Annotated in this window: 14 protein-coding genes; 9 read left to right on the top strand and 5 right to left on the bottom strand. The window is 61.6% G+C overall.

Annotated elements, in window-relative coordinates:
* Positions 1–7 precede the first annotated feature (7 nt).
* The gene (locus tag ABIE18_RS03445) at positions 8–1,162 is read right to left on the bottom strand and encodes an aminotransferase class V-fold PLP-dependent enzyme (protein WP_499721198.1); all 1,155 of its coding nucleotides are present in this window, start codon (positions 1,160–1,162) and stop codon (positions 8–10) included.
* 307 nt (positions 1,163–1,469) lie between these two features.
* Here ABIE18_RS03445 and ABIE18_RS03440 point away from each other — a divergent pair, with 307 nt between their 5' ends.
* Positions 1,470–2,162, top strand: coding sequence for a FadR/GntR family transcriptional regulator (locus ABIE18_RS03440; protein WP_499721197.1), 693 nt, complete (start codon positions 1,470–1,472; stop codon positions 2,160–2,162).
* Positions 2,163–2,173: 11 nt separating this feature from the next.
* Here ABIE18_RS03440 and ABIE18_RS03435 read toward each other — a convergent pair whose 3' ends face one another.
* A complete protein-coding gene (locus tag ABIE18_RS03435) occupies positions 2,174–2,440 on the bottom strand; it encodes a DUF7218 family protein (RefSeq protein WP_224094779.1) in 267 nt (88 codons plus the stop codon).
* 40 nt (positions 2,441–2,480) lie between these two features.
* Positions 2,481–2,999 (bottom strand): DUF6328 family protein, encoded by a 519-nt coding sequence (locus ABIE18_RS03430; RefSeq protein WP_499721196.1) that lies wholly within the window; start codon positions 2,997–2,999, stop codon positions 2,481–2,483.
* A 115-nt stretch (positions 3,000–3,114) separates the two neighbouring features.
* Between ABIE18_RS03430 and ABIE18_RS03425 the strand changes: the two genes are divergently transcribed.
* A complete protein-coding gene (locus ABIE18_RS03425) occupies positions 3,115–3,381 on the top strand; it encodes a hypothetical protein (protein ID WP_431117559.1) in 267 nt (88 codons plus the stop codon).
* A 187-nt stretch (positions 3,382–3,568) separates the two neighbouring features.
* Here ABIE18_RS03425 and ABIE18_RS03420 read toward each other — a convergent pair whose 3' ends face one another.
* Positions 3,569–3,739: a hypothetical protein gene (locus ABIE18_RS03420; RefSeq protein ID WP_223935420.1), complete on the bottom strand. Its 171-nt coding sequence runs from the start codon at positions 3,737–3,739 to the stop codon at positions 3,569–3,571.
* 313 nt (positions 3,740–4,052) lie between these two features.
* On the opposite strand from ABIE18_RS03420, the gene ABIE18_RS03415 reads away from it, so the two are divergent.
* Both ABIE18_RS03415 and ABIE18_RS03410 read left to right on the top strand, forming a co-directional pair.
* On the top strand, positions 4,053–4,532 hold the full coding sequence (locus ABIE18_RS03415; protein ID WP_499721194.1) for a Dps family protein: 480 nt from the start codon (positions 4,053–4,055) through the stop codon (positions 4,530–4,532).
* A gap of 34 nt (positions 4,533–4,566) precedes the next feature.
* The gene (locus ABIE18_RS03410; protein WP_499721193.1) at positions 4,567–5,523 is read left to right on the top strand and encodes a DNA topoisomerase IB; all 957 of its coding nucleotides are present in this window, start codon (positions 4,567–4,569) and stop codon (positions 5,521–5,523) included.
* On the opposite strand, the gene ABIE18_RS03405 is transcribed toward ABIE18_RS03410, so the two are convergent.
* Positions 5,520–6,290: a FadR/GntR family transcriptional regulator gene (locus tag ABIE18_RS03405; RefSeq protein ID WP_477515785.1), complete on the bottom strand. Its 771-nt coding sequence runs from the start codon at positions 6,288–6,290 to the stop codon at positions 5,520–5,522. The genes ABIE18_RS03410 and ABIE18_RS03405 overlap by 4 nt on opposite strands.
* A 182-nt stretch (positions 6,291–6,472) precedes the next feature.
* Between ABIE18_RS03405 and ABIE18_RS03400 the strand changes: the two genes are divergently transcribed.
* The 5 genes from ABIE18_RS03400 to ABIE18_RS03380 are packed head-to-tail and all read left to right on the top strand — an operon-like array spanning position 6,473 to position 12,129.
* Entirely contained in the window at positions 6,473–7,435 is a 963-nt protein-coding gene (locus ABIE18_RS03400) for a polysaccharide deacetylase family protein (protein ID WP_499721191.1), read from the top strand.
* Positions 7,432–8,886, top strand: a complete 1,455-nt coding sequence (locus tag ABIE18_RS03395) for an aldehyde dehydrogenase family protein (RefSeq protein WP_499721190.1) — start codon at positions 7,432–7,434, stop codon at positions 8,884–8,886. The genes ABIE18_RS03400 and ABIE18_RS03395 overlap by 4 nt, the downstream gene beginning before the upstream one ends.
* Positions 8,886–10,310 (top strand): dihydroorotase, encoded by a 1,425-nt coding sequence (locus tag ABIE18_RS03390; protein ID WP_499721189.1) that lies wholly within the window; start codon positions 8,886–8,888, stop codon positions 10,308–10,310. Before ABIE18_RS03395 ends, ABIE18_RS03390 begins: the two co-directional genes overlap by 1 nt.
* Positions 10,307–11,392 (top strand): NAD/NADP octopine/nopaline dehydrogenase family protein, encoded by a 1,086-nt coding sequence (locus ABIE18_RS03385; RefSeq protein ID WP_499721188.1) that lies wholly within the window; start codon positions 10,307–10,309, stop codon positions 11,390–11,392. The genes ABIE18_RS03390 and ABIE18_RS03385 overlap by 4 nt, the downstream gene beginning before the upstream one ends.
* Positions 11,389–12,129, top strand: a complete 741-nt coding sequence (locus ABIE18_RS03380; RefSeq protein WP_499721187.1) for an SDR family NAD(P)-dependent oxidoreductase — start codon at positions 11,389–11,391, stop codon at positions 12,127–12,129. Before ABIE18_RS03385 ends, ABIE18_RS03380 begins: the two co-directional genes overlap by 4 nt.
* Positions 12,130–12,161 lie beyond the last annotated feature (32 nt).

Genomic DNA, 12,161 nt, shown 5'->3' with positions numbered 1-12,161 from the left:
GTGGCGGCTAGCGGGAGCGGGCGAGCCGGACGAGCTCCGGGACCGCCCTTTCCGCAAAGGTTTCGTAGTCGTTGGGCGAATTGTAAAGGTGTGCCGAGAGCCGCAGGAAGCCCTCGCCGTCGAAGGTGGTGATGGCCGTTTCGATGTCCAGCCGATCCGAAATGTAGGCGCGGACGGCGTGCGAATCCTCATGCGTGGTGGCGAGGCCCTTCGGCAGCCGGACCAGGCGCAGGGGGCCCACCGGCATGCCGACCTTGATCGCTGGATCCTCGCCTGTGGCGTCGGCGAAGGCGCCGGCAATTAGAGCCTGTCCGTAGTCACACAGTTCACGGGCGTAGCTGCGGAAGGTTGCCCAGCCGTAACGCTCCTCGATGGCGTCGAACGCGGTGCGGGCGGCCATCCAAGCGGTCACGTCCTGCGTCCCGACATGGTCGAAATTCTCCGGGAAGTCGTAGGGGAAGCCCCACGAATCGATCATTGGTTCCAGCGTCGCCGCGCCTGGGCCGCGTGCCACGAGCGCCGCTGTTCCCCGCGGCGCGCAGGCGAACTTGTGGAGGTTTCCTACCCAGAAACCCTCGAAGTCTGGTACGGGGAACTCGACCACACCCGGTGCATGGGCTGCGTCCACCAGGACCGGCACCCCCAGGCGCGAGGCTGCCTGGGCGATCGCCTCGACGGGGAAGGCACGGGCAGTGGCGGACGTGATCTGGTCGACCACGATGACGGCCGTCTTGCTGGTGACCTCGCCCATGATGAGAGCGCAGGCGGTCCCGGCATCCGCGTCGAGAGGGATATCGGCGATCCTCACCCGGCCACCGTTCCTGCGGGCAACGCGCTCTGCGCCCTGCAACACCGCCCCATAGGCATGGTTTGTTGTCACAATTTCGGCGCCGGGCTCGAAGCTCAGCGAGTTGTATACGGTGCTGACGCCCGCGCTGGCATTGTGCACGAGGGCCGTGTCCTCAGCCTTCACGTTGAGGAATTCTGCGATCTCTGTCCTCGCCGTGGCCACCAGTTCGAACTGAGTCATAAACCACGGGCACGGATTCTGCTCCATGTGTCCCTTGAGGCTGAGCTGTTTGGCTTGGGCTGCACGGGGGACGGAGCCGTAGGACCCGTGATTGAGGTGGACTTTGGACGGCGTGAGGCTCCAGTCGGCCATTGAGGGTTCGCCCTCGGGGGTCAACATGGGATGCGGGGCAGTGAGCGCTGCTGGGAACACGGTGTCCTTCGTGGTCGCGGAAGAGTGAACGCTCTGTAAGTTACATCACAGATTCGACCAAGACAACGGACAATCGCAAATAGTCATAAGATGACTTTGGGAATGTTCATGCGAATTACCCAGATTCCGCACCATTCTCCACAGATAGGTATGATGTCTCATTCTTTGAGGTATGACAAGGAGATCTATCGACTCCGGCGACACGAGCGTGCGGTAGCGTGTTACGAGTATCTGAAGGAGGCACGAATTGGGTGCTGTCGAAACGGCCATGCAGGGCCTAAGAAACAAGATTGCCTCTGGCGAACTCGCGGCTGGGCAGAAATGCCCGCCAGAAGCTGAGTTGGCCGCCCAGCTTGGTGTTTCGCGGAGCTCCCTTCGGGAGGCTGTGCGGGCGATGTCTGCCCTGGGGGTGATGGAGTCACGGCATGGCTCGGGAACTTATGTTTCTTCCTTGGAGCCGACGGTCATCCTCCAGAATTTTGCCCTCTTGGTGGATCTGCTTCCGCTGGACGGCCTGCTCGAACTCTTCGAGATCCGCAGGCTGATGGAGTCACACGCTGCAGCTGCCGCCGCGGCGAATGCCACGCCAGAGGTCTTGGCCAAGCTGACGGCGCTCGTGGAAACCATGGAGGCTACGGACAGCCCTACTGAATATTCCGAACTTGATTCACGCTTTCATGAAGAAATCTGCCGTGCGAGCGGCAATTCGACTCTCGCGGCACTCGTCAGCCTGTTCCGTTCCCGCGGTGGACACTTCCATATCTTCGACGGCAAAGTGGGGGCCCAGGTCCGGGAAGGCAGCACGGCGGGGCACAGCGCAATCGTGGACGCGATAGCCCGTAGGGATCCTACGTTGGCCGCCACCGCGACGGCTGCGCATATTGCCCAGACTGAGTCCTGGCTGAAGAAGTTGCGGCCTGCCCCGAGGCTGGAGGATTAGGCCCGCGTGCCTTAGTGGTTGCGCAGCATTGAAATGATTTCGGACTTCTTCTTGCCGGAGTAGCCCTTGATTCCGAGTTCCTTGGCGCGGGACTTCAGTTTGTCCACAGTCCAATCGTCGTAGTCGCCGGACTTGCCTCCCTTGCGGCCCACTTCCTTGCGCCCCTGCTTGGCCGCAGCATTTGAAACACGGGCCGCTTTTTCCTTGGAAGCGCCTTCGTCGCGGAGTTCTTCATATAGCTTCGGGTCCTTCAGACTCGAATTCTTCTTTCCAGGCATGATGCGTTTCCTTTCGCGTATTGATGAAGTGCCTTTTTGCTCAGGGTGCATTTCCGCTCTTGCCGTTCCCGTTTTGCAGGGCCCGCCGGTGCAGCCAGATAGGCATGCCCACGACGAGTAGCAGCAGGACCATGATGATGAAGCTACCGGCAATCAGAGCTGCTGTTCGGCCGGCGGTGACATCGAAGACCAGGGTGGCCGAACCCACAATCAGGATTGCTACGCCGGCCAATGCCCATTTGGTGATGGCATCGGCGCTGGAGACGAGAGTGGCTTTGAGCCCCCGGCGGAAAAGGCGGCGATGCACGCTGACCGGAAGAAGGATCAAAGCAGTTGTCAGGGCCGCTGCCATGACATTGAAGAGGTAGAGGCCGCGTTGCCAGTCGTCCAGGTGCTCAAAGCGCGCCTGAAAAGGCAGGGTCAGCAGGAAGCCGCCCAGGATCTGGACACCAGTCTGGAGCACCCGCAGTTCCTGGATCAGCTCCATCCAGTTGCGGTCCATCCGTTCTTCAACGGATTCGTTCCTGCCGGTCCTGGGAACCTGCTCCGGCTCTACCATTCGCACACCTCCAGATAGCTATTGGTGGACGCTGACACTACACCGGACTACGGTCGAACTGTCAGCATTCCTCGAACAATTTTCGGGGCCTCAAAGGATTTCCAAGGAGGAAGAAATGAGTCAGGACGAACACCGCGTTGACCCGGAAGACGCTGCCGGCGGCTACGGCACGCCAACGCCGGAGCAGGAAATGCCAGGACAGGGATCGGAGCGTGAAACACCCGAACGGCCATCGCCGGGAACGCCTCCCGGACCGGGCGAACCGCCTGAGGGCAGCCCCACTCCGGAAGACCCCGACACTTCTCCCGTTCCGGAATCACCGGACGAATTCCCCACTCCGCGGGATCCTGACGCGGCGCCCCCTCCCAGTACGGGCGGCTGAAGCACGGCGGCTAAAGTGCTTGTTCGGGTGCGGGTATCCGGGGGCCGGTATCCGGGTCCTGGATGCGCAGGAGGACTGCCCCTGGCTGCAGTTCCACTGCAGTGGGGCAGTCCTCACGTTCCGCGGTATTCATCGGCAGGCCGATCAAAGTGCTCGGCCGGTGCGGGTCATTGTCGCGGTGCGTGCCCTATACCGTATGTCCCCTGCGGCCCGACATGAAGCTGAGCAACCAGCCGATAGCTGCGATGACGAGGAGGACGACGCCTACCCACAACAGCCAGTTCAGGGCCGACGAGAAGCCGCCCACCAAGAGAAGGACAATCGCAACTACACCAGCAATGATCAGAAGCGTGTTCATGGTCAGCACATTCCTTTCTGGGGGAATCCGCAAAGAATCTTTTGGATTCCTGACTATGCATTCCTATTTACTTCGATTTACTTCCACGGGTACTTGGGAGCGTTCCACCGCCTCCGAGTGCCTTTTATCGCTATCACTTCCGGTCCGCCCTGAGGGGCGAAGTTCGCCAGATGTGAACAGCAACACTTCTCATTGTACTACTAAGCAACCTTATGAAAGAGTTATTGAAGTCGCCACTTGATGATTGACCCACATCGAAGGAATTCGACACCAGGGTTTTTCGCTTGCACCGACAGTCCAAGGAGAGGAAAACATGAAAGCGTCACAGCAGCTTGCAGACAACCTTCAAATCGTCCTGACAGACCTGATCGAGCTACAGCTCCAGGGTAAGCAGGCGCACTGGAACATCGTCGGTCCGAACTTCCGGGACCTCCACCTCCAGCTGGACGAACTCGTGGCCGCCACCCGCAAATTTGCGGATGACACCGCCGAGCGGATGAGGGCCCTTCACGCCCTGCCCGATGGCCGGAGCGGGACCATCTCGGCGGGTACGCGCCTTGAAGAATTCCCGGGCGGGCTGGTCAACACTAAGAACGCCGTCAAGCTGATTACGGACCGCGTGGAGCGCACCGTCCAGACCATGCGTGACGTCCATGACGAGGTGGACGAAGAAGACCCCACCACGGCGGACCTCCTGCACGAATTCATCGCCCGGCTGGAGCAGCTCGTGTGGATGATCAACGCCGAAATCATGAGCGCGGGAGCCGCTGTCACCGATCCCGACGAAGCTTAACCGGGCCACAGCAGACGCGATCCTCGGATTGAAAATGCCAAGGCTTCGGCGAAGTGACCTTTCCAAGCCCGGCATTGAACGCCGCAGGGCCGGTAACGGGTTCAGTTACAGGTATCCCGACGGGAGCCTGGTAAGCCAAGAGGATCGCCAGCGCATTAATGCGCTGGCGATCCCGCCTGCGTGGACCGAGGTGTGGATCAGTCCCGATACCAATGGGCACATCCAGGCCACGGGGGTGGACGCGGCGGGTCGAAGCCAATACATCTACCACCCCCGATGGCGCGAACGTAAAGACACCGAGAAGTTCCAGCGGGCCGCGGAATTGGGCTCGGTGCTCCCTGCCGTGCGCAGGACTGTCACGTTGCACTTGAAAGACACCTCGTCTCCCCGGCAGCAGACCCTGGCCGCAGCCGTGCGTCTCATGGATCTCGGCGCTCTCCGCGTGGGCTCTGAAAGCTACATGCGTCAGAACGGCTCCTATGGACTGACCACGCTCAGGTGCCGACACGCCCGAATCAAGGAAAACGCCGTCGGCCTGAAGTTCCCTGGCAAGAGCGGGCAATGGTGGGACATCTCGATCCAGGATCCCGCGCTGGCAGCTTTCCTGGAGCCGCTGGCGCGCCGGCCCGGCAAAGAGCGGTTGCTGGCCTACCGATCCGATGGTTCATGGGTTTCGGTGGATGCTGCCATGATCAACGAGTACCTGCGCGGAATTGCCGGAGCGGCCTACACCTCCAAGGATTTCCGTACCTGGAAGGGGACCTCGGCGGCAGCCCTGTCCCTATTGAAGTCCGAAGGCACCATGACGCGGCCCCAGGCTTTGGTGAAGGCCATGAAGGACGCTGCCCACCTGCTGGGCAACACCCCCACCGTGGCGCGTACCTCCTACGTGGATCCCAGGATCGTAGAGGCCTATCTGTCCGGGGAATTGCAGGACGTGAATCCGACTGAGGCCTCGATTGCCGCTTTCCTCATTGGGAAGCAGAGCTAGCTGGGCCGCGTGCCCCCGCCGGTTTGTTTAGCACTATCTCCTAGGTAGACCCTTACGGCATCGATCAAGTGGCCGACGTGCTGGTGCATCAGTTGCCCCGCAGTCTCAGCATCCCGCCGGGCCAAAGCAGCGGCCAGCTGCGCGTGGTCATGGGCCTGTTCGGAGACAACCTGGGAGTTTAGGGACACTTCTTCCAGAACGCTGGTCAGATTCGGATTGGCCGGTTCGATAAGGAGATGTGCCATGGACTCGAGGATTCTGTTGTGTGTTGCGGCGGCAACTGTGCGATGAAACAGGGTGGAGGAATCCCTGTTGGGGGTTGCCCCGGCCGCTACTGCGTCGCTATGGCTGGTGGCCTGGCGGGTGATCTCTTCGAGCTCCTCATCTGAGGCGTTTTCCGCGGCCAGTCGCGCGCCTTCGGATTCGACCGCGCGGCGGACCACCAGAATGTCCAGGAGTTCATTTAGGTCGGTAGTGCTGGCGGCCCGGACCAGATTTGCTCCGTTTTCCTGGGCGCGCAGGGCTGCCCTGAGTTCTTCAAGTCGCTGCTGGCCTAGTTCCGTGACCACCCGCCCTTGCTTCGGGCGCGGGATGAGGGTGAGGCCCTGTTGATCAAGTGAGCGCAGGAAGCGGCCGGCCGTTGCCTCTGCCACATGGATGCCGGACTCATTGAAAGCCTCTGCCAAACGAGACGAGCCTACGGGGCGTTCTGACTCCCGGATCAGGGTGAGTGCCAGGATTTCCATCTCAAGGTTCGGTGATGTCACCAGCGGCCTCCTTTCCCGTGGCGTAAGGGTTCGCGCGTCTGCATGGAAGCCATCTTCCCACAGCTCCCGGAGCAGGCACTGCTCAGGAAGCAACTGTTGACTGCTGCGCATTAGTACTTCATCATTGGTGATGAAGTACTAATGCTGTCGAGGAACCTCGGTTCGAAGTGTGGGTGGATTCAATGAAAAGTTCTCAGAGTGATCTGGGGCCTGTGCGGGACTTCATCGGCTATGGCAGACATAAGCCCCAAGTATCCTGGCCGCAAAACGCAGCCGCCGTGGTGAATTTCTGCATCGCCTACGAGGAAGGCGCTGAGCGGAACATCCTCGAGGGTGATGCCCGGGGCGAGAGCCTCGGGCCGGGGCGTGAACCCAGGCCAGGACACCGGGACCTCGCCGTCGAGTCCATTTACGAATATGGCAGTCGGGCCGGGATCTGGCGGATTGCCGATCTGCTTGATGAGTACAGCCTTCCGGCTACGCTCTTCGCCCCAGCCGTTGCCCTGGAAAAGAACCCGGAGGTCTGCCAATGGGTGGCCGAACGGGGACACGACATCTGTGCACATGGCTGGCGCTGGACTGACCCCGCGGAACTGACGCAGGACCAGGAGAGGGAGCGGATCAAGCTGGCAGTTGAATCAATAGAGCAGACCTGCGGACGCCGGCCGGTTGGTTGGCGTTCGCGGACGGGGCCAAGCCTGTACACGCGTCGCCTGCTTGTCGAAGAAGGTGGGTTCATCTATGACTCGGATGCCTATAACGATGACCTTCCGTATTTTACAGAGGTCGGAGCCCGCGAGCACTTGGTGGTCCCGTACACCTTGACCTATACGGAAGGCCGGCTCGTCCAGCCCATGGGGTTCACAAGTCCATTCGATTTCTGGGAAACATGCCGCCGCGGCCTGGACGAGCTTAGGCGCGAAGGACACCGGGGTTTCCCAAAGATGATGTCGATCGGCATCCACCCCCGCCACACCGGACAGGCCGGCCGCATGGCGGGAATGCGCGACTTTGTCGAATATGCGCTGGGCACCGGGGATGTGCTGTTCAGCACCCGTGAGGCGATCGCCAGGCATTGGATCCGGGAACGGCCGGCAGCGGGGGAACGACTTCAAGCATCAGCAAACGCAGGAGGAGAACAATGACGCATCAGATACTCGGAACTCAGCGCCGTACTGCGCACATCAATGGAAAACCTGTTGACGCCAAGGATTCCTTCGCTGTTCTGGATCCGGCGACAGGTCTGGAACTGGCCCACGTGGCGGCCTGTGGCCCCGATGAAGTGGACCAGGCGGTAAGCGCAGCACGCAGGGCTTTCGACGGCGGGTGGAAGCGGACAACGGCGGCTGAACGCGCCCGGATCCTGCGCAGTATTTCGTCGGCCATCGTGGCGAATGGGGACGAACTGGCCCGAATAGAGAGCGAGGATACGGGCAAACCATTGCGGCAGGCCGTGGTGGACGTCAACTTTGCCGCGCGCTTCTTCGAGTACTACTCCAATATGGTGGAGGCTGTCTTCGGTAGCATCATTCCCGCCGCGACGGACCGCATGACCTTCTCGGTCCGGGAACCTTACGGTGTCACCGGGCACATCATTCCCTGGAACTACCCATTGGGCCTGGCAACCCGAACGCTTGCGCCTTCCCTGGCGGCGGGAAACTGCTGCGTGCTTAAACCGGCAGAGGAAGCGCCGCTGTCCACGCTGCGCCTAGCCGAAATCATGTCTCAAGCTGGCCTGCCGGACGGCGTCCTCAATGTTGTCCCCGGTATCGGGGCAGAAGCGGGAGCCGCGTTGGCAGCGCATCCCGGCTTGGGCAAGCTCTCCTTTACCGGCTCCGTGCCGGTGGGCGTGAAGATCGGGCAGGCCACAGCAGCCAACCTCGTCCCGGCAGACCTGGAGCTGGGCGGAAAATCGCCCAACATCGTCTTCGCGGACGCAGACATGGACGCTGCTGCTTCGACCGTGGCCGCTTCAATCCTGCAGAACGCCGGCCAGACGTGCTCGGCCGGTTCCCGCCTCCTGGTCCATGACAGCGTCCATGATGAATTCGTCGACCGGCTCGTGCGTATCTTCCAGAGAACCACCCTCGGCCGGGGACTGGAGAATCCCGGCTTAGGCCCGGTGATTTCGCGCAAACAGCAAGCGAGGGTACTCGATTACATTGCCTTGGGCCGAGGAGAAGGCGAACTCCTGGTCGGCGGCGGCGTGCCGGATGATGAGGCCTTGGCCGGAGGGAACTTCATCCTTCCCACAATCTTTGACGGCGTGAGCCCGACCGCCTCGATTGCCCAACAGGAAATCTTCGGACCGGTACTTACGGTGACCAGCTTCGATAGCACTGACGAAGCAGTGGAACTTGCCAATGGAACCGACTATGGACTGGTGGCAGGTGTATGGACCGCTGACGTTGGCCGCGCCCACAGGATGATCCGGGACCTGCATTGCGGCCAAGTGATGGTCAACACCTTCTCCAACGGGGTGGAACTGCCGTTCAGTGGGCGGAAACAGTCCGGATACGGGACGTCGAAGAGCTACGAGGCCCTACTTGGCTACACACAGTCCAAGGGTGCCGTGATCATGATGGCCGAACACTAATGGGCGCGTCACGAAACGGGCTGGTCGTTGCTGGTGGGCGGGTGGTCCTTCCCGAGCGAATTATCGACGCCGACCTTCTGGTTCGGGACGGAAAGATCGTGGCCCTCCGTGAACGATTGGGCCGCGACACGGCCGCCGAAGCTGCGGCCGAACTCTCCGGAGCTGAGACTGTGGACGCGAGCGGCCTGGTGGTCATGGCTGGGATGATTGATACTCATGTCCACCTCCGGGACCCAGGTCACCCCCACCGCGAAACATTCAGCACCGGGACTGCAGCCGCCGCAGTGGGTGGGGTTACCACCGTGCTTGAGATGCCATCGGGGATTCCTGCGGTTGCGGATGCTGCGAGCTGGCACTACAAGAACGACGTCGTTGCGCCCAAGGCCATCGTCGATTATGGACTATATGGTGGCGCCGGTTACAGCAACACCGGGCGGATCGTTGAACAGGCCGCGGCCGGCGCGGTGGCATTCAAGTCGTTCATGAACGCTCCGGCGCCGGGAGCGGATCCCGGTTTCGATTCGCGGGCACTTCCGGACGACGCATCGTTTCTTGCCGCCATGAAAGCCATCGCGTCAACAGGGCGTGTCGCCGTCGTTCACGCTGAAAGCGACTCCATCTGCGGATGCCTTGCGGCGCAAATGAAAACAAACGGACGCAAAGACCTGCGCGCACATGCAGAGTCAAGGCCGCCCCTGGCCGAGGAGGAAGCAGTGGCCCGGGCCATCCTGTTAGCGGGCGCCGCCGGCGCCCGGCTTTCAATTGCCCACATCAGCACCGGAGCCGCAGTGGAGCGCGTCCGCCGGGCAAAGGCCAAAGGGCAGATGGTAACGGCCGAGGCGTGCCCCCATCACCTGTTCCACACATTGTCTGCCAGCGAACATCTGGGCCCCTATGCCAAGATCAATCCGCCCCTACGTGAGGAGGCTGATGTTGTGGCGTTGTGGGCAGGCATCGCCGACGGCACGATCGACTACATCGGTACGGACCATGCCCCTTACACCACCGTGGACAAGGACAAAGGCTGGGATGACATCTGGAGCGCACCATCCGGAGTCCATGGGCTGGAGTCCGTCGTGCCCGCACTGTTGACCGCGGTCAACCAAGGGAAACTGACGTTGCCCCAGCTCACGCGGGCAATCTCCCTGCGCGCATCGCAGGTCTTCGGTCTCGTGTCCAAAGGCGAAGTACGTGAGGGCGCTGATGCGGACTTCATTCTGGTGGACATGGACCGAAGCGGCGTGATCGACCCGGGCAGACAGCACTCAGTGAGTCGTGAAGCGGCGAAACTGTGGGCGGGACGCCTGATGCGCGGAGCTGTGGTTGCCACGTATGTCCGCGGACGGATCGTCGCCAAGGACGGCAAGGTGCTCGGCCAGCCCGGGTTCGGTCAGCTGGTCCGACCCGGCGGCGGTCGCCCATGACATCGGTAGGGATCATCGGCTGTGGAAGCACGGGGCTTGCCCTTGCCGCGCATGTGACGCAGCAGGGCGGGGCGGTACGGACTATGGTCGACCAGAATCATCATTTGTTGGACAGGCTTCGCCGCTCAGGAACGCTCACGATGAGCGGTCATCTGGGAGACGCCGTATTTGCTCTTCCAGAGTTGTCTGAAGGCTACGACAGCCTCGCGGAATGCGGACTGATCTTCATTGCGACCACCGCAGACCGACATCTGGCTGTGGCTCAACGTCTTGCCAGCGTGCTGCACGAAGGCCAACTTTGTGTACTCGTCACGGGTTACGCCAACGGGGCATCCGCATTTGCGAAGGCGCTTACCGAAGCAGGGTTCTCAGGTGGCAAAGACTGCGTCGTTGCGATGAACACGACGCCCCACCTGTCGTACGCCCCTGGTGACGGTTCGGTACATATTTCCGCAGTGAAGAGCTGGTTCGAAGTCTCTGGGGCGACTGAGCTTGCCGCCATCAAAGGCATGTCCTTGCTGACGCCATGGCTTCCTGCGGCAACGCTGGCCAGGCACCACGTGGCCTCGTCCCTGAACAACCCGAACCCCGTCGCCCATGTACCCGCAGCTGTTCTGAACGCGGTCATAGCCTCTCAAGAGGCGCACGGATTGATCCCACCCCAGGGGGCGTTCCACTTGGGCGACTTCGGTGCACCGGCGCTGGAAGCATTGCGTAACGTGCTCGACGCTGAACGACTCGCTGTCATGAGAGCCCTTGGCATGGGCCGGCACGGCGTAAGCAGGAACGACTTCTCGTCGCGGGCCTACGGACCCAACGCACGGGAAATGTTACCGCCCCGGGTTGGTCCAACCTTCCAACGGCGCTTCGTCACAGAGGACGTTCCGTGCGGCCTCGTTCCCCTGGAAGTACTCGGCCAACGGTCAGGTGCTCCTACGCCAGCGATGACTGCCGTGATCTCCTTGATCTGCACGCTGGAAGGTCAGGACTTCAGAGAACACCCCGCTGTGCCCGGTCGAGTGGCTGATCTGGGACCAAGCGGCATGGCAGGACTGCGGTACCGGGTAGGAGCCCTGAAATGAGCGGAGAATCGCCGCACACTGGCAAGCGGATTGCCATCACGGGAGCAGCCCGGGGGATCGGGCGCGGGATTGCCGAGCGCTTCGCGGGCGCAGGTGCCCATGTCACCCTGCTCGACAAGGACGGACCGGAAGCTGAGCGGACGGCAATGGGCATCCCCAATGCCACGGCCGTTGAACTCGACGTGACCGACACCAGGGCTACGGAGGACTTCTTTGCTGACGCAGAGCACGCGTTCGACGTCGTCATAGCCAACGCCGGCGTGTCTCTGCCCAAACAGTCCGCCCTGGACACCTCGGATAAAACCTGGGATTGGCTGATGGACAACAACCTCAAAGGGGCCTTCAATACGATGCGTTGCGGGGCGGCCCGCATGCTCAGGGATGGGGTTCCGGGAAGAATCATCGCCACATCCTCAGTGGCAGGCCTGACGGCCGAGCCCGGCTATGCCGTCTATGCAGCCGCGAAATGGGGACTTATGGGGCTGGTGAAGTCAATGGCCATGGAGCTCGCACCCTCGGGAATCCTTGTCAACGGTGTGTGCCCGGGGGATGTTCAGACAAGGTTCCTCAGCGAGACAGCGGACGCCGGCATCTACAGCGGAGCGCTGGGTCGGCCTGCGCGCATAGAAGAAATAACTGGCGTCTACCTTTGGCTTGCCGGCCCTGAGGCAAGTTATGCCGTCGGTGAGATGGTCGTCCTGGACGGCGGTTTGTCCCTTTCCGCGATGTCCCGGTAGCCGTCCGGGAGCGGTAGGCCCAAGAGGAAAAA

Source organism: Arthrobacter sp. 2762 (assembly GCF_040548745.1).
In the GTDB taxonomy this organism is placed as follows: Bacteria; Actinomycetota; Actinomycetes; order Actinomycetales; family Micrococcaceae; genus Arthrobacter.
The sequence above is the reverse complement of the archived record's forward strand: the minus strand, read 5'-3'. Positions and strand labels throughout refer to the sequence as shown.